Origin of the sequence: Pontibacillus chungwhensis BH030062, assembly GCF_000770675.1 — a bacterium.
Lineage (GTDB): Bacteria > Bacillota > Bacilli > Bacillales > BH030062 > Pontibacillus > Pontibacillus chungwhensis.
The window spans coordinates 120,086-141,072 of the sequence record NZ_AVBG01000005.1 but is presented as its reverse complement, the minus strand read 5'-3'; the positions used below and the strand labels follow the sequence as shown (position 1 = coordinate 141,072).

General features: G+C 40.6%; 22 protein-coding genes and 2 riboswitches. Of the genes, 1 reads left to right on the top strand and 21 read right to left on the bottom strand.

Translation table 11 applies throughout. From position 1 onward, the window contains the following. Positions 1 to 41: 41 nt before the first annotated feature. The 13 genes from N780_RS08775 to N780_RS08720 all read right to left on the bottom strand — a co-directional run bounded on the left by N780_RS08775 (position 42) and on the right by N780_RS08720 (position 12,194). Complete coding sequence (locus N780_RS08775; protein WP_036782558.1) at positions 42 to 347, bottom strand: YunC family protein; 306 nt, start codon at positions 345 to 347, stop codon at positions 42 to 44. Positions 348 to 403: 56 nt separating this feature from the next. After that, positions 404 to 1,795, bottom strand: coding sequence for a bifunctional metallophosphatase/5'-nucleotidase (locus N780_RS08770; RefSeq protein WP_036782555.1), 1,392 nt, complete (start codon positions 1,793 to 1,795; stop codon positions 404 to 406). Positions 1,796 to 1,807: 12 nt separating this feature from the next. After that, complete coding sequence (locus N780_RS08765) at positions 1,808 to 2,617, bottom strand: sulfite exporter TauE/SafE family protein (protein ID WP_036782800.1); 810 nt, start codon at positions 2,615 to 2,617, stop codon at positions 1,808 to 1,810. A 648-nt stretch (positions 2,618 to 3,265) separates the two neighbouring features. Beyond that, positions 3,266 to 4,663 (bottom strand): Fe-S cluster assembly protein SufB, encoded by a 1,398-nt coding sequence (gene sufB, locus N780_RS08760; protein ID WP_036782551.1) that lies wholly within the window; start codon positions 4,661 to 4,663, stop codon positions 3,266 to 3,268. A gap of 38 nt (positions 4,664 to 4,701) precedes the next feature. Then, positions 4,702 to 5,142, bottom strand: coding sequence for a Fe-S cluster assembly sulfur transfer protein SufU (sufU, locus tag N780_RS08755; RefSeq protein ID WP_036782548.1), 441 nt, complete (start codon positions 5,140 to 5,142; stop codon positions 4,702 to 4,704). After that, on the bottom strand, positions 5,132 to 6,352 hold the full coding sequence (locus N780_RS08750) for a cysteine desulfurase (RefSeq protein WP_036782546.1): 1,221 nt from the start codon (positions 6,350 to 6,352) through the stop codon (positions 5,132 to 5,134). Before N780_RS08750 ends, sufU begins: the two co-directional genes overlap by 11 nt. Then, complete coding sequence (gene sufD, locus N780_RS08745) at positions 6,352 to 7,662, bottom strand: Fe-S cluster assembly protein SufD (protein WP_036782544.1); 1,311 nt, start codon at positions 7,660 to 7,662, stop codon at positions 6,352 to 6,354. Before sufD ends, N780_RS08750 begins: the two co-directional genes overlap by 1 nt. Before the next feature lie 18 nt (positions 7,663 to 7,680). Further along, positions 7,681 to 8,466 carry a Fe-S cluster assembly ATPase SufC gene (gene sufC / locus N780_RS08740; RefSeq protein WP_036782542.1) on the bottom strand — a complete coding sequence of 262 codons (786 nt, stop codon included), beginning with the start codon at positions 8,464 to 8,466 and terminating at the stop codon, positions 7,681 to 7,683. A 330-nt stretch (positions 8,467 to 8,796) separates the two neighbouring features. Further along, positions 8,797 to 8,937 (bottom strand): YuzK family famiily protein, encoded by a 141-nt coding sequence (locus tag N780_RS19770; RefSeq protein ID WP_188652317.1) that lies wholly within the window; start codon positions 8,935 to 8,937, stop codon positions 8,797 to 8,799. 236 nt (positions 8,938 to 9,173) lie between these two features. After that, positions 9,174 to 9,533 carry a carboxymuconolactone decarboxylase family protein gene (locus N780_RS08735; protein ID WP_036782539.1) on the bottom strand — a complete coding sequence of 120 codons (360 nt, stop codon included), beginning with the start codon at positions 9,531 to 9,533 and terminating at the stop codon, positions 9,174 to 9,176. 87 nt (positions 9,534 to 9,620) lie between these two features. Further along, positions 9,621 to 10,490, bottom strand: a complete 870-nt coding sequence (locus tag N780_RS08730; RefSeq protein WP_036782536.1) for a MetQ/NlpA family ABC transporter substrate-binding protein — start codon at positions 10,488 to 10,490, stop codon at positions 9,621 to 9,623. A 14-nt stretch (positions 10,491 to 10,504) separates the two neighbouring features. Beyond that, positions 10,505 to 11,173 (bottom strand): methionine ABC transporter permease, encoded by a 669-nt coding sequence (locus N780_RS08725; protein WP_036782533.1) that lies wholly within the window; start codon positions 11,171 to 11,173, stop codon positions 10,505 to 10,507. Further along, positions 11,163 to 12,194, bottom strand: a complete 1,032-nt coding sequence (locus tag N780_RS08720; protein ID WP_036782530.1) for a methionine ABC transporter ATP-binding protein — start codon at positions 12,192 to 12,194, stop codon at positions 11,163 to 11,165. Before N780_RS08720 ends, N780_RS08725 begins: the two co-directional genes overlap by 11 nt. Before the next feature lie 119 nt (positions 12,195 to 12,313). Next, a riboswitch (SAM riboswitch) is annotated at positions 12,314 to 12,419 on the bottom strand. A gap of 199 nt (positions 12,420 to 12,618) precedes the next feature. After that, positions 12,619 to 12,722: riboswitch (SAM riboswitch) on the bottom strand. Positions 12,723 to 12,805: 83 nt separating this feature from the next. Between N780_RS08720 and N780_RS08710 the strand changes: the two genes are divergently transcribed. Continuing rightward, positions 12,806 to 13,216, top strand: a complete 411-nt coding sequence (locus N780_RS08710; protein ID WP_036782524.1) for a TlpA family protein disulfide reductase — start codon at positions 12,806 to 12,808, stop codon at positions 13,214 to 13,216. 178 nt (positions 13,217 to 13,394) lie between these two features. Here the strand turns inward: N780_RS08710 and N780_RS08705 are convergent, their stop codons facing one another. The 8 genes from N780_RS08705 to N780_RS08675 form a co-directional block, all read right to left on the bottom strand. Continuing rightward, positions 13,395 to 13,703 (bottom strand): thioredoxin family protein, encoded by a 309-nt coding sequence (locus N780_RS08705; protein WP_232299508.1) that lies wholly within the window; start codon positions 13,701 to 13,703, stop codon positions 13,395 to 13,397. A 14-nt stretch (positions 13,704 to 13,717) separates the two neighbouring features. Next, positions 13,718 to 14,077 (bottom strand): ribonuclease M5, encoded by a 360-nt coding sequence (locus N780_RS08700; protein WP_036782521.1) that lies wholly within the window; start codon positions 14,075 to 14,077, stop codon positions 13,718 to 13,720. A 176-nt stretch (positions 14,078 to 14,253) separates the two neighbouring features. Further along, positions 14,254 to 14,427, bottom strand: a complete 174-nt coding sequence (locus N780_RS19765; protein ID WP_156969115.1) for a DUF2553 family protein — start codon at positions 14,425 to 14,427, stop codon at positions 14,254 to 14,256. Positions 14,428 to 14,485: 58 nt separating this feature from the next. After that, positions 14,486 to 14,869 (bottom strand): glycine cleavage system protein GcvH, encoded by a 384-nt coding sequence (gene gcvH / locus N780_RS08695; protein WP_036782518.1) that lies wholly within the window; start codon positions 14,867 to 14,869, stop codon positions 14,486 to 14,488. 80 nt (positions 14,870 to 14,949) lie between these two features. After that, positions 14,950 to 15,306 (bottom strand): arsenate reductase family protein, encoded by a 357-nt coding sequence (locus N780_RS08690; RefSeq protein WP_036782517.1) that lies wholly within the window; start codon positions 15,304 to 15,306, stop codon positions 14,950 to 14,952. Between the two features lie 217 nt (positions 15,307 to 15,523). Then, positions 15,524 to 17,308: an acyl-CoA dehydrogenase FadE gene (locus N780_RS08685; RefSeq protein WP_036782514.1), complete on the bottom strand. Its 1,785-nt coding sequence runs from the start codon at positions 17,306 to 17,308 to the stop codon at positions 15,524 to 15,526. Positions 17,309 to 17,322: 14 nt separating this feature from the next. Beyond that, entirely contained in the window at positions 17,323 to 18,498 is a 1,176-nt protein-coding gene (locus tag N780_RS08680) for an acetyl-CoA C-acetyltransferase (protein WP_036782512.1), read from the bottom strand. A gap of 19 nt (positions 18,499 to 18,517) precedes the next feature. Beyond that, complete coding sequence (locus tag N780_RS08675; RefSeq protein WP_036782509.1) at positions 18,518 to 20,917, bottom strand: 3-hydroxyacyl-CoA dehydrogenase/enoyl-CoA hydratase family protein; 2,400 nt, start codon at positions 20,915 to 20,917, stop codon at positions 18,518 to 18,520. Between the last annotated feature and the right edge of the window lie 70 nt (positions 20,918 to 20,987).

The window sequence follows — 20,987 nt, the reverse complement described above, 5'->3', positions numbered from 1 at the left end:
TTTGAAACACAAACTCCCTCGCCTTACCATGGTTAAGCGTCTTACCTTACTAATTTTAGCATAGCTTCTTTACCAGTTATTCCTTCTTCCCAACCATACACCTTTGATCCCACCGTAACCTTTTCTAAAGGCGCATCTAATAGATCCTGAATACTTCGTACCCCTACTGCTCTTCCTGCTACAATGTTTCGATCTGCTAATTTCTCATTTAAAAGGTCTACATCTAATGCACCGCACATGATATAACCCTTTTCGTGGGTAACGACTAACAAGTTCGTTTTTGGCAAAACAACAGAAACAGCTGTAAACGGAACTCCCTCAATCCATACAGGCTCCACCGTAACCATCGTGATCCACTCCCTTCTGCTACAATTTATGAAAAAGGCAGAAGAAAGTGCATTATTTATGGCATTTGCTTAAGAGTTTCAAGCAATAGATCACGAAGCAATTCTGGCATGAAATATTCTTTTTTTGGACTATTTGCAATTTCAGGGAGCAAACGACCAAAAGTAAAGGTATCAGCTGTAGCGACAGTGTACGTACGATTTGGATCTATTTGTTCTCCATCAATGGTAACTTTTGTAACGTATTCCTGACCATCTTGAGCTTTTCTGCTTTGCACATCAACCCCATCAAACACCATGCGTCCTATCACTTCACCCCTAAACCCAAATCCTTTGAGCTTTAGCTCCATGAAACGCTTCGCATGAGATTGACGAATGACTTCCATGAGCTGATCTCCTCTAAGTTCCACCTTACAAGGGTTCATGGGATGAGGACATTTTCGGTGGATATCTCTTCTAGTAACAGGGCCTTCAGGAAACCCTTCCAACAATACTCCTGCATTTAACATAGCTACATCAGCACCTGTCCAGTCCTTGAGCGTCCTAACGAACTCTTTCATGACCACAGACGTTTCGAACCATGTTGCATTCTGATTATGGCTTAATTCTGCTACCGTTTCATGCAACATACGGGAAGCTTGCTTAGAATAACTTTCTACAAGCTGCTCTGTCTCCTTATCCTCATCCTGCTTCTCGAGCGAATAGGCGCTAGCAGACTTATGGGTTAGCTTTCGATTGGCCATATCCCACTTAAAGGCAACCTGTCCAACATACATCCCATGCTTACCAGCCGCCGAGAGTAAAGTTCCATTAATATACTCACCATCTTTAAATAAATGGTGAGTATGACCACCTATAATGACATCAACCGAATTATAGCGATTGGCAATTGCTTCGTCATCGTTAATCCCAAGATGGGATAATAACACAATGATATCAGCTTTCTTTTCGATCTCTTCTAATAATTCATCAAGCTTATCAAAAGGGGAAACGACTTCCCACCCCATTTGCTTGTAGAATGTATAGAAAGGTGCAGTAAGTCCGATTACTGCAATCTTTGTTCCATTAGATGTTGTCTGAATAGAATAAGAATCTAACCATGATGGGTTAGGAGAATGTATCGTTGATAGATTTGCACATATTACATCAAATGTTGCTTCATCGTATAGCGTATACAAATCTTCTTGCGTTAAAGTAATCCCTTCGTTATTCCCCAAAGTTACCCAATTATAACCTGCTTTATTTAGTAAATCTATATTAGCTTTTCCCATCATCGCTTCTGAAATTGGATGAAAGCGATCTACGTGATCTCCTACATCCAACAAAAACATATCTTCTTTCATCTTTTCATGATGATGCCGCCGTTCTTTCCAGTGACCTACAATCCGAGGCCAGTTTTCAAAATGGCTATGTAAATCATTTGTGTAGTAAAGATAAATATTTTCCGTCATCTAATCGACTCCTTACCCAATTCCATCCCAAATTAAGCGAACACCGATTAAAATGAGAATAATTCGTAATATCCATTCAACCGTTTTCCCGTTCATTCGTTGATTAACCTTTGCTCCAATCGTACCACCAACCCAAGCACCAGGTATGAAACATAGGGTGTAAAGCCACGGAACATGTCCCAATAAAACATGAGTGCTAGAGCTTGAAATACTTAGGAAGAATATTATAAACATTGAAGTTGCAGTAGCCACATGAGGCGGTAATCCGAATAATAGAATCATGGCGGGTACCATTAATGAACCCCCACCAATGCCGAATAAGCCAGAGAGAGTCCCAACAAAGAAAGCCAGGAAAAAGCCACCCACAATGTGTATTTGATAGTTATACGTTTTCTGATCCAGCGTGAAAGATCGATTAATATGTAGCCACTTATTGGATTTAGGACTTTTAGAACGATCTAATCTCGGCAAAAAGAACAATAAGGATATGACGATCATTATAGCTCCAAACGCAATAGAGAACGTTTTAGTATCCACGAACTGATTAAACCACGACCCAAACACCCCACCTGGCAGACAACCAATCAAAAAAATGAGTCCGGTCTTATAGTCAATTCTCTTACTTTTCCAATACGCAATCGTCGAAGACAACCCAGTAAAAATCATCACAACTACTGAAATACCTACGATTTTCTGAGGAGTTGCCCACTCAAAAGATTCCGAAACAGTGTGTAAAAAAAGCATAGAAGGTACTAAAATGGTTCCCCCACCAATGCCAGCGATGCTGCCAACAAACGCTGTAAAAAAACCTATAATTAACATAATAAGAGCAACCAAAATACACAATTCCTTTCCATATACAATTCCTCAATCTAACATTATCTTACCATCTTTTTCAGTTTAAAAACATGAAGAAAGCCCTGGCTGCCATATAAGCCTTCTTATATGGCAGCGCGAAACTGATAGATTTTTTACGGGTGGGACCGTTACGTTTATTGAGTGCTAGGGGTGTCTGGGGAACGACTCGCTTTCCGAGGGCGAGCTGTCGAGCCTCCTCGTTCGCTAACGCTCACTGTGGGGTCTCGTCGACCTCTTTCTCCCGCAGGAGTCTCCCCGTTCCCCAGCCCCCCCTTGCTATGTGAAGTAAGAACGGCCCCGCTGCTTGAGCGTCCCTGATGGCTATTTGAATCTACATGTGGCATGTTTCCGTATCTCCCGATATGGCAAAGGTGGGCCTGGAAACTGCGAGACTCCCGTGGGCAGAAGAGCCTAGGTGAGACCCCGGAGCCCGGCTTTGCCGGGTGAGGAGGCTCACCAGATCCCCACAAGAAAGCGAGTGGTTTCCAGGCCCACCTTACGCTCATTTACAGCAAACGGAAACATTCTCAACTCTTGTGCATACAAAAAGAGGACGAAATCGGGTGGATTTCGTCCTCTTACTATGCGCTATTCGTTTATAACGAATGCAAATTAACCGATTGAACCTTCCATTTCGAATTTGATCAGACGGTTCATTTCGACTGCATATTCCATTGGAAGTTCTTTCGTGAATGGCTCGATGAAGCCCATTACGATCATTTCTGTAGCTTCTTCTTCAGAAAGTCCGCGGCTCATAAGATAGAACAGCTGCTCCTCAGAAACTTTAGAAACTTTCGCTTCGTGCTCAAGAGAGATGTTTTCGTTCATGATCTCGTTGTATGGGATTGTGTCTGATTTTGATTTGTTATCCATAATCAGCGTGTCACATTCAACGTTAGAACGAGCACCTTCCGCTTTACGACCGAATTGAACGATTCCGCGATACGTTACGTTACCACCTTGTTTAGAGATGGATTTTGAAACGATTGTAGAAGACGTATTCGGTGCTAGGTGGATCATTTTCGCACCAGCATCTTGGTGTTGTCCCTTACCAGCAAGTGCAATAGAAAGAGTCATACCACGTGCGCCTTCGCCTTTAAGAACCACAGAAGGATATTTCATCGTTAGCTTAGAACCTAAGTTACCGTCAATCCATTCCATTGTTGCATTCTCTTCAGCAACCGCACGTTTTGTAACCAAGTTATAAACGTTGTTTGCCCAGTTCTGAATTGTCGTATAACGGCAGTAACCGCCTTTTTTGACATTAATCTCAACAACTGCACTGTGAAGAGAGTTAGTTGTATAAACAGGTGCTGTACAACCTTCTACATAGTGTACAGAAGCGTCTTCGTCAACAATAATTAACGTACGCTCAAACTGACCCATGTTTTCTGAGTTAATACGGAAGTAGGCTTGTAGTGGTGTGTCAACTTTTACGCCTTTTGGTACGTAAATGAAAGAACCACCAGACCATACTGCAGAGTTTAGTGCAGAGAACTTGTTATCTGCAGGCGGGATCACTTTACCAAAGTGCTCACGGAAGAGTTCTTCATCTTCTTTAAGAGCTGTATCCGTGTCTTTGAATATGATTCCTTGTTCTTCTAAGTCTTCTTGCATGTTGTGGTATACAACTTCAGATTCATACTGAGCGGATACACCTGCAAGATATTTTTGTTCTGCTTCAGGGATTCCTAATTTATCAAACGTTTGCTTGATTTCATCAGGTACTTCATCCCAAGAACGCTCAGACTTTTCAGATGGTTTTACGTAATACGTAATCTCATCAAAGTCAAGTTCATTTAAGTCGCCGCCCCATTGTGGCATTGGCATCTTATAGAATTGTTTAAGAGCTTTCAAGCGGAAGTCAAGCATCCACTCTGGCTCATCTTTCTGTCTAGAGATCTCACGTACAATTTCTTCAGTCAGTCCACGCTCTGTGCGGAAAATCGAAACGTCTTTGTCATGAAACCCGTACTTATACTCGCCGACCTCAGGTGCTTTTTTAGCCATCGGTCAAAACCTCCTTTAGGTGGTATATCACAAAAACTTTATTCCTTTTCGTCTACACCTTTTTCCATCGCTTTCCAAGATAATGTTGCACATTTAATACGTGCAGGAAACTTAGAAACGCCTTGTAAAGCTTGAATGTCACCTAATTCTTCTTCCATCTCTTCACTTATTTCTTTCCCTTGCATGATATCAGAGAAAACGTGAGACATTTTCACAGCCTCTTCAACGCTTTTACCTTTAATGGCTTGCGTCATCATAGAAGCTGAAGACATAGAAATAGAGCAACCTTCACCATCAAATTTTGCATCTTGAACAATGCCATCTTCTACTTGCAACTGAAGCTGAATGCGGTCGCCACAAGTAGGGTTATTCATATCTACAGTTAAATGGTCCCCTTCAAGAGCCCCTTTATTACGAGGATTCTTGTAGTGATCCATAATGACTTGTCTGTATAGCTGGTCGAGATTATTAAAAGACATCTCCGAAAAACTCCTTTGTCTTTTTTAATCCATCGACAAATGCATCGATGTCTTCTTCTGTATTGTATACATAAAAGCTGGCGCGAGCCGTAGCTGATACATTTAGCCATTTCATTAATGGTTGAGCACAATGGTGCCCAGCACGTACAGCAATACCTTCTGCATCTAATACAGTAGCAACATCATGTGGGTGAACATCATCTAAGTTAAACGTGATCAGCCCAGCACGATCCTTTGGTCCATAAATGGTAACACCTTCGATCGTTTGCAGTCGATCCATTGCGTATTGAGCTAGACGTTTCTCATGAGCCTCAATTTCATCAAGTCCCACTTCTTCTAAGAAATCAATCGCAGCTCCCATTCCAATAGCGCCTGCAATAATAGGTGTTCCGCCTTCAAATTTCCAAGGTAGCTCTTTCCACGTAGACTCATACAATCCTACGAAATCAATCATCTCACCGCCAAATTCAACAGGTTCCATGTCTTTAAGAAGAGATTTCTTCCCATAAAGCACACCAATGCCTGTTGGGCCTCCCATTTTATGACCAGAAAAGGCGAAGAAATCGCAATTTAAATCTTGCACATCGATACGCATATGCGGTGCACTCTGCGCACCATCCACTAGCATTACTGCACCATTGGCATGTGCAATTTCCCCGATTTCTTTAGTCGGATTGATTGAACCAAGTACATTAGAAACGTGCATCATTGCTACAATTTTTGTTTTGTCCGTAATGGTTTCTTTAGCATCCTCTAAAGATATTGTTCCATCTTCCTGAAGAGGAATGTACTTAAGCGTAGCTCCAGTAGCTTTTGCCGTTTGTTGCCAAGGAATAATATTACTATGATGCTCCATTGGGGTAATGACGATCTCATCACCTTCTTGGAGATTGTTTCGTCCGTAACTATAAGCAACAGTATTAATAGAAGTGGTTGTTCCTCTAGTGAAAATTACTTCTTCTGTGCTGCTTGCATTAATAAAACGACGGACTTTTTCACGTGCACCTTCGTAACCATCTGTAGCTCTCGTACCTAGTGTATGAACACCTCGGTGTACGTTAGAGTTATAGCCTCGATAGTATTCATCCAAAGCCTCAATAACAGATTGAGGCTTTTGGGATGTTGCTGCACTATCAAGATAAACCAATGGATGTCCGTTTACTTCCTGATCTAAAATCGGGAATTGCTTACGAACCTGGTTGATATCCATTAGTATACTTTCCTTTCAATCACATCACGTAATTGATTCTTCACCGCTTCAATTGGAAGTTGGTTCACAACAGGTGCTAAGAAACCGTGAATAACAAGACGTTCTGCTTCATGTTGTGGAATACCGCGACTCATTAGATAGTAAAGCTGCACCGGATCAACGCGACCTACAGAAGCAGCGTGACCTGCTGTTACATCGTCTTCTTCAATAAGAAGAATTGGGTTTGCGTCTCCGCGAGCTTTATCACTTAGCATAAGAACACGTGATTCTTGTTCTGCGTTAGATTTAGAAGCACCATTCTCGATCTTACCAATTCCGTTAAAGATCGAGCTAGCACTTTCCTTCATAACGCCGTGCTGAAGGATATACCCATCTGTGTCTTTACCATAGTGAACAATTTTTGCAGTGAAGTTCTGCTTTTGCTCTCCGCGGCCAACGGTTACCGTCTTCGCATTCGCATGAGCGCCATCACCCATTAAATACGTGACGTTTTCAGATACCGTGTTACCATCGTTCATTTGACCAAGTGCCCACTGAATCTGAGCATCACGTTCAGCTACACCACGACGGTTTACGTAAGTTGTTGTACCTTTTGCAAAGTTATCAACTGCGCCGAAGGAAACTTTAGCATTCCCTTTTGCGATTACTTCTGTAACTATATTTGCAACCGTTTCTTCTGCTTCATTGTCACTGATATAGTTCTCAACATACGTTACAGAACTTCCTTCTTCAGCTACCACAAGAATGTGATTATAAAGCGCCGCTTCATCATCTTCTTGCCAGAAAATAGACTGAATTGGTTCTTCAATGACTACGTTTTTTGGCACATATACAAATACGCCACCGTTCATAAGTGCTGCATGAAGAGCTGTTAGACGATTCTCATCTACCATTACACCATCTGTCATGTAGTACTTTTGAACAAGCTCACTGTGCTCAGATAGCGCAGTGAAGATGTCTGTGAATACGACACCTTTATCTTTTAAATCTTGAGACAGAGAAGAATAAGCAACCGTGTGATTACGTTGAATGACAAGGTTTTGGTCTTGTTTCTCTGTATCAAGGAAACTTTGGATTTTCTGTGGTAATTCTTCTAATGAAGAAATGGTTTGACCTTCTGCTTCATGTTTAAAACGAGAAAAGTTCCATTTGTCAATTTTCGTTTTATCTGGCTTTGGCATTGGGAGCGCATCAGCTTGTTCCAACGCATTTACACGAAGGTCTGTCATCCATTTAGGTTCATTTCGTTTCTCTGAAAATTGGCTGACATATTGTTTATCGAATGGAAGTTGTTGTGTTTCAACAGTCATGATATCCCTCCTAACTGATTACGCTTCTTGGCCTACTGTTTCGTCTTCAATGCCTAATTCTTGCTTAATCCAGTCGTAACCTTCTTCTTCAAGACGTTTAGCTAATTCAGGGCCGCCTGATTTCACTACACGACCTTGCATCATTACGTGTACTTTGTCTGGAGTAATATAATCTAACAGACGCTGATAGTGAGTAATAATTAGGCAACCAAATGCCTCATCACGCATTTTGTTAATTCCTTTTGAAACCACTTTTAGTGCGTCGATATCAAGACCGGAGTCAATCTCATCAAGGATTGCAATCTCTGGCTTAAGCATCATAAGCTGAAGAATCTCGTTACGTTTCTTCTCACCGCCTGAGAAACCTTCGTTTAGGTAACGCTGAGCCATGTTCTTATCCATTTCAAGTTCATCCATATTTCCGTCCATTTCTTTGATGAACTTCATAAGGTTAATTTCATCGCCTTCTTCACGACGAGAGTTGATTGAAGAACGAAGGAAATCTGAGTTTGTTACACCGCTAATTTCACTAGGATACTGCATTGCTAAGAAAAGACCAGCTTGAGCTCGCTCGTCCACTTCCATTTCTAGTACGTCTTTGCCGTCTAGATGAATGCTTCCACCTGTGATCTCGTACTTAGGATGACCCATGATTGCTGATGCAAGCGTAGATTTACCTGTTCCGTTTGGACCCATGACAGCATGGAATTCGCCACCATTTATTGTAAGGTTTACACCCTTTAAGATTTGTTTACCTTCAATTTCTACATGAAGATCTTTAATTTCTAGTGTTGATCCTGCCATTTTGATACCTCCAATATGGTTTCTAACTATCGTAAATTAAGGATACGTAAAATGTATCGATTCTCAATCTATTCTCATTACAATTTTAAATCATTTCGAAAGTAATATCAACTTTTTACCACACGCTATAATAAGTTCTCACTATAAAGGTAGTAGAAACCTATTCAGGAATTCCACCCATAGGTTTGGCCTATAAACTTCCTTATATATATAGTAACAACAAATCGACAGGAAAGAAAACCACCTGCAGCTTACAGATTGAACAAAAAATAAGCAGGCGATAAAAGCTTCGCCTGCTCAATATATAAGTAAAACATTATTAACAATTTTTTATCGATGGATTTGCCGATCAACTTCTGCTACAATTTGCCGACTTGCTTGGTACTCTGCTTCCCTACGTTGTTCTACTTTCAAACGTTGGTCGATTCGGCGACTATACTCTTGATAGCCCATTCCGTGAGACTGGTGCATCGCCTTTTCCATCTCACTCGTGTAGTTTAAGTTCAATTGGTCACTAATAGTGAATCCATCCCTTCAATTGTTTTCCATTTCACTTTACCATAAAGCTTATTCCCATAACAAAAGGCATATAAACTCAATTTGGAGGATGGAATAACAATTTATCGAAGGTGAATGTGATACCTTTTCATACCCTATAATACATCGAATTTGCTTCTGTTTTCTTAATTTTATGCATTATTCAAACATTAATGTAGTTCTTGAATGCTTTCATGAACAAGGGTTACGGCTTGACTCAGCGCCGCACCTCCACCAAAGGCAGCTGCTACGCCACAAGCTTCCATCATCTCTTCTTTTGTAGCCCCATTGTCAAGACATCCCTTTGAATGATAAATCATACAATATTCATCTTGAGCAACGACAGCAATAGCTAAAGCCATCAGCTGCTTATCTTTTTTTGAGATTTGACCTTCTTTAAAACAAGCTTCTGAAAACTCACTGAAATGATGAGCTACATCAGGCATCTCTTTTTGAAATAGTCCCATACCATGTTTGTAAGTGAATAATGCTTTTTCTGTTGAATTTTGTGATTGATGTTGTTGATCCATAAAAAATCCCTCCCAGGATAAAAGTAACTATCACTATTATGAGCGATGATTTTACTTTCTATCCAAGGAGGGACAGGATGACCATAATTATTTCACAGGTACAATAGCACCTTTATATTCTTCTTTAATAAAGCTACGAATCTCTTCAGATTGAAGAACCTCTAAAACCGTTTTTAGCGCTTCACTATCTTTGTTTTCCGTCTTTGTAACAAGAAGGTTCGCGTATGGAGAGTCATCCCCTTCAATAAACAAGGAATCTTCAGTAGGATTTAAACCTGCCTCGATTGCATAATTCGTGTTAATGGCCACTAGAGCATCTTCTTCACGCTCATAGTTTTGCGGAAGAAGGCCTGCATCTACATCCGGGCTGAATTTAAGATTTTTAGGGTTTTCTGCAATATCGTCGATTGTTGCTGATTTCTTTTCAATACCTTCTTCCAACGTGATCAGACCTTGTTTTTCAAATAAAGAAAGGATACGACCATGTTCAGATTCAGAACGACGCATAATGACTTCTGTGCCTTCTGGAATTTCATCTACGTTTGTAATATTTTTAGAATAAACACCCATTGGTTCATTGTGAACGGGTCCAAGGCTTGTGAAGTCATAATCGAACTCTTCTTTTTGCTCTTTCAAATATGGTGTGTGTTGAAAGTAGTTAGCATCAATAGCTCCACTAGCTAAGTCTTTGTTAGGTAAAATGTATTCTTGATAGGTTTCAATTTTAAGTTTAATTCCTTTATCTTTAAGGATTGGTTTAGCTTTCTCCAAGATCTCTGCGTGAGGAGTGCTAGATGCACCAATAACAACTTCCTCTAATTTCTCCTCAGAACTGCTTTCCCCATTCTCATTCCCTGCTTCAGATCCATTGCTGCTTGAGTCCTCCTCTGCTGATCCACATGCCGCTAGTGCGAATATGAATAATGCGCTGAGGAATAGTGTTAAGAATTTTTTCATCATTTAGCTCTCCTTTATCGTTTGTCTAATTTATTTGATATAAAGTCTCCAACGAATTGGAATATGAATACAATAATAACAATTAATATTGTGGCCAAGAATACAACATCAAAGTCCCAGCGCTGGAATCCTTTGAGATAAGCCAGGTCACCAAGACCACCGGCTCCAATCACACCTGCCATAGCTGAGTAGCTAATTAAGTTAATAGAGGTAACCGTAATACCCGAAACCAAAGCTGGCATTGATTCTGGAAGCAAGACTTTAAAGATAATTGTAGAGGTCTTAGCTCCCATAGATTTTGCTGCTTCTATTACACCTTTATCTACTTCTTTAAGAGCAATTTCAACAAGTCGACCATAAAATGGTGCTGCTCCGATAATTAGAGCAGGCAGTGCTGCATTAGGGCCTCTTATTGTCCCCATTAAAAATTCTGTGAATGGGAATAAGAGTAAAATTAGAATAATAAAAGGAATTGCACGGAAGACGTTTACAATCGTTGCCACAATGAAATTCAATGGTTTGTTAGCCCATATATTTTGCTTTGAAGTTAAATATAGTAACAGCCCTAGCAACAACCCTAAGATAAACGTTCCAATTACAGAAAGAGCGGTCATATATAACGTTTCTTCCGTAGCCGTAATCAGATCTTCTACATTTGCGTTTGGAAACAACTTATGAAACATGATCATTCACCTCTACTTGCACGGATGTTTCGGATATATAATCGATTGCCTTCTTGATGTCTTCTTCTGTCCCATCCATGTGAACATAGAGTGTTCCATAAGCGCCTTTACTCGTTTGGGTAATCTTACCTTGTAAAATGTTAAAACTAACAGAAGGAAATTCTCTTGATACTTCACTGATTAAAGCTTGGTTCGTTTTCTCCCCTACGAAATGTAAACGAACAACTTGTCCAGTTTGATACTGAGCTAAGATCGTTTCCACTGCTTCATCTTGGTCTTGATCACCCATTATTTGTTCTACAAATCGCTTCGTTACTTTCTCTTTAGGATGTAGAAAGACATCTAATACATCGCCTTCTTCAACAACTTTACCTTCCTCCATCACCGCTACACGGTGAGAGATTTTGCGGATAACGTGCATTTCATGAGTGATAAGGATGATTGTTAAGTCTAACTGTTCATTGATATCTACCAACAAGTCTAATATTTGATCAGTAGTCTCAGGGTCTAGTGCAGATGTCGCTTCATCGCATAACAGAACTTTTGGTCTGTTAGCAAGCGCTCTTGCTATACCTACGCGTTGCTTTTGTCCACCACTTAGTTGCGATGGATATGCATCTTCTCTGCCACCTAGGCCCACTAACTTAATCAGTTCATCAACACGTTCTTGTCTTTCCTTTTTGGGAGTTCCCGCGATTTCTAAAGGAAACGCTATGTTTTCTCTTACTGTCCGAGACCAAAGGAGGTTAAAATGTTGGAATACCATTCCGATCTCTTGTCTCGCCTTACGCAGACTTCCCGCTTTCAAACTGGCTATATCTTCACCATCTATGACGATTTCTCCACTCGTAGGATCTTCTAATCGGTTAAGCAACCGAATAAATGTACTTTTTCCAGCACCGCTATATCCGATCACTCCATAGATTTCTCCTTTTTCGATGTTCAAATTAACATCATCAACCGCTTGAACTTGTGTGTTCCCAGATTTGAATATTTTCTGTAGATTCTTGATTGAAATCACGGTTGTTCCTCCTTTTCAAAATCCGAAAAAGTTTAAGGATTTCCTTCTCTAACCTTCCCTAAACAAAAAACCTTACTATCCTCTAAGAGGACAGAAAGGTTTATATAAACCGATTCGTCCTCTCATCTGTCTAAGCTATGCTTAGCAGGATTTGGCACCTTTCAAACATAGTTTGATGGTTGCCGGGCTTCAAAGGGCCAGTCCCTCCACCTCTCGTGATAAGAGTAAAATCCTTTATTCAATTAACGCATTAACTCTTTTAAGTCTAGAAAGAATTTTAGCACGCGCCTTAACATTCAGTCAATATAAAACTTTCACTCAATTCTCTCATCTAAAGAAACCTATTAGCAAACAAGATACGGAAATTGGTCTAGATAATAAAAAAAACGTCTCCCAAAGAGAGGGAAACGCATGTACGCATACTCTCTTATCATTCAAAGCTCACGCCTTGCAGGAATTAGCACCGTTCCTAAAAAGGATGGTTGCTGGGTTTCAAAGGGCCAGTCCCTCCACCTCTCCAGATAAGATCTGAAATCGATTTTAAGTTAAATCATATGTTAGCATGGTGATAATAAAGTAGTCAATTCAATTTAATTAAGGAGGCAACGAAGATGCAAGCACCTCACTTTGAACTCCCTGCTATAGATGGCAGCCATTATTATTTGGAACAAGACCTTGGAAAAATCATCGTACTAACCTTTTGGGCTTCTTGGTGTCCCGACTGTTCAAGAGATCTTCCGAAGAAAGAGCATTTCTTTCAATCCTTAAATCGTGAAGACCTCAAAATGCTTACGATAAACGTAGCCGGGAGAGAAGGAAACACTGAAGAAGGTGTGGCATTTGCCAATAAATTTCTTACTCAACCTACCCTAATAGATCGAGGTACTGAGATATTTGACCTTTACCAAGCTACAAGCTTACCAACAACAGTGGTTATCAACAAACAGGGCCAGATTGAAGCCAAATTTGGAGACAAAGCAGATGTAATGGAGATTATGAAAACGATCGGTACGTTATTATAACTAAATTGCAATAGCTTGAATAAGGAGTCTCTTTTGTGGACTCTTTACCTCATCAGACAAAGTTTGATCTTCTCCCTACAATTATTTACATGATTCCCTTAATTATTTCTTGGGAAATCATCATTCGTCACCATTTTCATTCAGAAATAAAGGCTGTCCTATATAGGACAGCCTTATATTACTGATATTGATTCACCTTCTCATAAAGATATGGTACTGATTGAAAAGCATAGATTTTTTCAAGAATCTTGCCTTTTTGAACGATTAGTAGACATGGAACACTCTCTACTTCGTATTGATTCATAAAGTCAGGATGAATGGCCGCGTTCAATTCTTTAAAGTCAGTTCCTTTTAATGTCTCTTCCAATGTCTCAAGCATTTTTCTCGCCAAATGGCAGGTCCCGCAAAAAGGACTATGAATAAAAAGAAAATCAACATCGTTTTCACTCTGATTTAACTGCTCTAAAGGCATGGATAAAGTTTGCAAAGAATACCACCTAACTATATTAAGAAGATAGGATCAACCGATATGCTTCTACTTACCAGAGCTTGGGCTAATTCTGCCTCGGGCGTCGCAGCCACTTCTCTAAATGTACGATCTATATAAATATGTTCAGCGTGGGGAAGTTCGAATGATAGTTGTTTGCGTAACTTATGCCCTGAATGGTCTTCATCCACTAATATAAAGACATCCTTATGATCCAAATCATACTCAAGAATGAGCTGTTCTAGCCTCTCTACCCCTAGCGTTCCATTTGTGCATATGATCTCAACGTCTTCATTAATCACTTTTTGAATTTGTTGTTTATCAGTTTTACCCTCGACGATAATCACTTTTTCAAGTGCACTGATTTCGTTCATCGCAACCACCTGTCTTTTTCCAACGTAAGTGTTTCTTATTACTATATGTGATTTGGTTTAGAAATTCTCACTTCATAATAAAAATAATAATAAATAGGCCATTATTGATTTAAAAATCACACTATAGGGATAAATTTATATAAAGAAATGGCAGTGGAACCCCACTGCCATCTCCCCTAACACCAACCATTTTCATCATCGCAATCTACATACTTATCTACTCGGGAAGGGTTACTTGTCCCTCTCCAAGACTGATTTTGTCGCACTTGCTTGCTGGCATTTGTGACCTTCATACCCGTTCTTGATGCGGAACGGTTTCTCGCTGTAGAAGACTGGCGTTTTTTCTCCATCTTAATTCACCCCTTACACTTAAGGTGTCCTAGGATCGAGCATAGTATAATACCAATATTAGTCTTCAGCGATCATCTCTTGATATTTATCAGCAGTCATCAATTTCTCGATTTCAGATTGATCAGATGGTTCTACAATAATCATCCATGCTTTATCATATGGTGCTTCGTTAACAAATTCCGGGCTGTCATCTAACTCGTCGTTGATTCCAACAACTTTACCAGAAATCGGTGCGTAAAGTTCAGAAACGGTCTTAACAGATTCAACGCTACCAAAAGGCTCATCTGTTTCAATTGTATCTCCTACTTCAGGTAGTTCTACGAATACGATATCGCCTAGCTCCGATTGTGCGTGGTCCGTAATTCCGATACGTACTTTGTCTCCTTCTACTTTCACCCATTCGTGTTCTTCTGAATAATACAACTCTTTTGGTACGCTCATTCAAAACCCTCCATTTTACTTTTACATTCTTAATGTATTAAACACGGCTCAAAGAACCAAGTGTTTTGCTTATCAACGATCTACTTCCAAGTATCTTCAAACGTTTCCTCTTTATAACCAACTGTAACTTGATTTCCATCAGTAACGATCGGCCGCTTAATTAACATACCATCGGAAGCTAACCAAGACCTCATCTCAGCTTCACTAGCATCTTGAAGTTTGTCCTTCATGCCGAGTTCACGATATTTCTTGCCACTCGTATTAAAGAACTTCTTTGGTGGTAAGCCACTCTGTTGGATTAACGTTTTCAGCTGCTCTTCAGATGGAGGATGTTCAACAATATGTACTGTTTCGTAAGAGATGTTTTGATCATCCAACCATTTCTTTGCTTTTTTACACGTACCACATTGTGGGTACCAATAAACCGTTAACGCCATAGAAGGACCTCCTTTTCTCTAATATGTGCCCTCATTTTATCATATTTTTCCGCAGCTTCCTAATTATTAGACACACAAATCTTCAAGGTAACAAACGTTCATATACTCTAATCACGAATGGTCAAAATCGTGGAAGACACGATGCTCAGGAAAGCATACCCATCATAAAACCCTCCCCTATGTTTGTTTATAGGAGAGGGTTTTATTGGTAAATAAATTAAAGAACGTATTTCTCTTCTTGAATGACTTTTGCTGCCACTTCGCGTTTTTTCTTAATAACATTTGTTGGAGTGTGGCGTGTTAGTTTACGAAGTGCTGAGAGCATCATTCGTAGTGAGTCGCCTTCTTCACTCGCAATTAAAGTTTCTTTTGCATGAGCTTCAATTCGGTTAAATGATTCTTGAGTATAGACTTGAGTCATAGCAAGCTTATGCATGTTTTTCTCTTCACCGCTCGACTGGATTGCCTTCTCAGTACGGAGGATAGCAGATTCCATATTGTAGATCTCACCTACGATATCTGCAATATTAACAAGCAGCTCTTGTTCTTTCTCAAGCTTTTCGCCAAATTTCTGAGCAGCTAAACCTGCTGCTAAGAGACCGATTTTCTTGGCGTTCTTAAGCAAGTATTTCTCTTGCTCTAACGTTTCTGTCCCCGGCTCTTCTGGCATCATCATCATAAGCTCTTCCTGAAGCGTTTGAGCTTTTTGAAGAAGAGGCAGTTCACCTTTCATTGCTTTTTTCAAAAGGGTACCCGGAACAATCATGCGGTTGATCTCATTTGTACCTTCGAAAATTCGGTTAATACGGGAGTCACGGTACATTCTTTCGACCTCGTATTCAGCCATAAATCCGTACCCACCGTGGATTTGAACCGCTTCATCCGTAACATAATCGAGTAGCTCTGTGCCAAATACCTTAGTCAATGAACACTCAATCGCGTACTCAGCAATCGCTTCTGCTATTGCTTTTCCGTCTTTTAGTTGTTCGTCACTCAACTTACCCATTCGTTGTTCAAATAAGCCGACTGTACGATAAACAGCACTTTCGTTCGCATAGGTGTTAGCGGCCATCGTTCCAAGCTTTTCTTGAGTTAACGGGAAGCTAGAGATTGGTGTTTTAAACTGCTTTCTCTCATTAGCGTATTTAACAGCTAGTTCAAGCGCACGTTTGGAACTACCTACTCCACCGATGGCCAATTTGTAACGACCAACATTTAAAATATTAAACGCAATCACATGCCCACGACCAATTTCTCCTAAAACATTCTCAACAGGAACTTCGGCATCTTCTAAGATTAGAGTACGGGTACTAGAGCTCTTAATGCCCATCTTCTTCTCTTCAGGACCTGTTGTAACGCCTTTATAATCCCTCTCAACAATAAAGGCTGTGAATTTGTCACCATCAATTTTAGCGTATACAACAAATACATCAGCGAAGGCAGAGTTTGTGATCCACTGCTTCTCTCCATTTAATACATAGTGTGTACCTGCATCATTTAGTTTAGCTGTTGTTTTAGCACCCAACGCATCAGAGCCAGAACCTGGTTCTGTTAATGCGTACGCTGCGATTTTTTCACCTGTAGCTAGAAGAGGCAGATACTTTTGTTTCTGCTCTTCATTACCAAAGAACACGATTGGCAAAGAACCAATCCCTACATGGGCGCCATGAGTGACTGAGAAGCCACCAGCTCTTGAAAATTTCTCTGTAATTAAAGAAGAACTAATTTTATCCAGGTTAAGTCCACCATATTCTTCAGGAACGTCTACACCTAATAAACCAAGCTCTCCAGCTTTCTTAAGTAAGTTAACAGAATGCTCAAATTCATGGTTTTCAAGGTTCTCAATTTTAGGAACAACTTCTCCCAAAACAAAATCCTCTGCTGTTTTAGCAATCATTTTATGCTCATCTGTAAAATCTTCTGGCGTAATAATATCTTCTGCCTGCAAATCTTCAACTAAAAAGCTTCCACCTTTAAATACTCTTTCCTTCGTTTCACTCATCTTGGTTTCCCCCTTTAAATAAGTTCAAAGACTCCGGCAGCACCCATTCCGCCACCGATACACATTGTAACAACACCAAACTGTTCATTTCGACGCTTCATTTCGTGAATCAAACTGAGTGTTAGCTTAGTGCCAGAACACCCTAAAGGGTGACCTAACGCAATAGCACCACCATTAACGTTTACTTTCTCTTCATCGAGACCAAGCTCACGAATGACTTGAATCGATTGGGAGGCAAATGCTTCATTTAATTCAAACAACCCAATGTCTGACTGACTTAATCCAGCAAGCTTAAGAGCTTTCGGGATCGCTTTTACAGGCCCTACACCCATAATTTCAGGCTCAACACCAGCAACAGCGAATGAATGGAATTTGACAAGAGGCTTTAACCCTTGTGCTTCTGCCTTTTCTCGGTCCATAACCAGTACAGAAGCCGCTCCGTCACTCATTTGAGAAGAGTTTCCGGCTGTTACAGAACCTCCTATTGAAAAGGCAGGTCGCAACTTAGCAAGAGCTTCCATACTCGTACCGCTACGTACACCTTCATCAACACTAAAAGTTACTTGCTTCTCGTGCTGCTTGTTATCAGCGCCTACAAATCGTTGCAAAACGTCAACTGGGACAATTTCATCTTCAAACTTTCCTTCTTGAATGGCCCGAGCTGCTCGTTCATGACTTCTAACGGCGAATGCATCTTGTTCCTCTCTTGATATACTGAAGCGCTTTGCAACCTCTTCTGCCGTATACCCCATGCCCATATAATATTCAGGTGCATTTTCGACAAGTTTTACATTAGGCTTTACAACATGCCCCGGGACAGGTACTAGACTCATAGATTCTGCTCCGCCAGCGATGATCGTATCACTATAACCAAGCATGATTCGCTCTGAAGCATAGGCAATTGCTTGAAGACCGCTTGAGCAATAACGATTAATCGTTATACCAGGCACATCATTAGGCAATCCTGCTAAACCTGCTATATTACGAGCCATGTTCGTACCTTGCTCAGCCTCTGGGATGGCACATCCTATAATAACGTCATCGATATTGCCGTCGTATCCTTCTGCACGCTTAAGCGTCTCTTGAATTGTTAGAGCGGCCAGGTCGTCTGGGCGCGTATTCCGAAGCGTTCCTTTATTGGCTTTTCCAACAGGTGTCCTGGCACCTGCAACGATTACAGCTTCCTTCACAGTACTTCCCCCTATCTGTTTAGTTGCGTAGTGGCTTTCCTTTTACTAACATGTGTTGCATCCGCTGCTGAGATTTTGGCTCTCCAACTAAACTTAAAAATGCTTCTCTTTCCAAATCTAATAAATACTGTTCATCAACAAGAGTCCCTTGTGCAACCTTTCCACCAGCAAGCACGTAAGCAAGCTTTTGGGCAATCTTGATATCGTGTTCAGAAGCATATCCACCAAAGCCCATCGTTTTAGCTCCTAGGAGCATCGTTGCATAGCCCGCTTCACCTACTACAGGAATCTTCTCGCGCTTAGGAGCTTTATAGCCAGCTTGTGAGAGACCTAGCACTTTCTGTTTTGCATCGTGAATCAAGTGATCACCGTTCACACTGATTGCATCTAATTGGTTAAGAAAACCTAGTTCCCTAGCTTCCTCTGCGGAGGTTGAAACCTTAGCTGTAGCAATCTTTTGGAAAACATCATTAGTGACTTTTTGTAAATCAAAGTCTACTGACTTTGGAATGCCTTGCAGATGTTTAATGTAAAGTTCTTTATTTCCGCCGCCACCTGGAATCAGGCCTACGCCCGGTTCAACAAGCCCCATATACGTTTCTTGGGATGCTTGAACAGCACTTGCTGGTAGCGTAACTTCTGTACCTCCACCAAGTGTCATGCCAAATGGAGCAGCTACTACTGGTTTATTTGAATACTTAATATTCATCATAGCTTGTTGGAATTGACGCACGACCATTTCAATTTCAATGAAGTTATAATCTTGTGCTTCCATTAAAATCATTCCGAGATTAGCACCTACACAGAAATTCTTCGCTTGGTTCCCAATAACAAGCCCTTTGTAATTATTCTCGACTTCTTCAACAGCATAGTTGATCATTTGAATAATATCTAAGCCGATCGCATTGCTCTGTGAGTGGAATTCAAGAAGCGCAACATCATCTCCTATATCAATAAGGCTGGCACCTTTATTGCTTTTAATGACGCCATGAACTTCTTTATGACGTTTAAGGTGAATTTCTTTATCATTAAATGATTGTTGTTTGTAGTCACCATCATGATAGAAGTAAACGTTTCCATTTTCTTGTTTATAAAATGATGAAAGGCCTTTTGCTAGCATGTCCTCCACCCATTGTGGAACCTCTTCTCCTTCTTCTTTCATTCGAGATACTGATTTTTCAACACCGATTGCATCCCACATCTCAAATGGTCCTAACTCCCAGCCAAATCCCCACTTCATTGCATCATCAATTGAAGGGATGTCGTCAGCGATCTCACCAGCTAATTGAGCAGAGTATATAAGAACAGGTTTAACCACATTCCAGACTAGGTCACCAGCACGGTCTCCTTTAGCTGAAACAAGTGCTTTCAGCTTCCGTTTAGGTCCTTTCTCTTGCTTCACCATTTCTGTTGCCTTTGTCTTTAATTTCTTGCGATCTTCGTACTCCAGGGTTTCAGGGTTCAGCTCAAATATAGCGCTCCCTTTTTCCCCTTTCTTTTTCACAAAAAATCCTTGACCTGCTTTCGCTCCAATCCATCCTTTTTCTTGCATCGTCTTCATAAAAGCAGGGGGATCAAAGACATCCTTTTCTTTTCCCTCTACTTGATCGTACACATTTTTAGCCACATGCAAAAAGGTATCCAACCCTACTACATCAAGGGTTCGGAATGTAGCGCTCTTTGGGCGTCCAATCATAGGGCCTGTTACAGAATCAACTTCTCCTACACTGTATCCACCATTTATCATTTCTCTTACTGTAACCAACAAACCATACGTCCCGATTCTGTTTGCGATAAAGTTTGGCGTATCCTTCGCTTCTACAACCCCTTTACCTAACACGTCTTCTCCAAACGTTTTCATAAATTGTAGAACATTAGTGTCGGTATCCTTTGTTGGAATAACCTCAAGTAATTTTAAGTAACGAGGAGGGTTAAAGAAGTGAGTGCCAAGGAAATGCTTTTTGAAGTCCTCTGACCGCCCTTCTGCCATAGCCTCAACTGAGATTCCCGATGTATTTGAACTTACAATGGCTCCTTGTTTACGATATTGATCTACAGAAGCAAAGACTTTTTGCTTTACCTCTAGATTCTCAACAACAACTTCAATAATCCAGTCCACTTCTCCTAAACGTTCTAGATCATCTTCAAGATTGCCCACCTCAATTAGATCTAAATTGCCTTTACTCGTTAAAGGAGATGGCTTTTGCTTTAAGAGACCTTGCTTACCAGATTGGCTTATTCGGTTTCTAACTTGTCGATCTTCTAATGTAAGCCCAGCACTTGCCTCTTTAGCTGTTACTTCACGAGGTACAATATCGAGCATTAGTGTCGGTATTCCTACGTTTGCCAAGTGAGCAGCAATGCCAGCTCCCATTACACCTGAGCCTAGTACAGCTGCACGCCTGATTGTTCGATTCATTTCAGCTCCCCCTATCATTTGAATGAATACTCATTCATTTTACGGCGAAAAAATAAATAGATCCTCATTC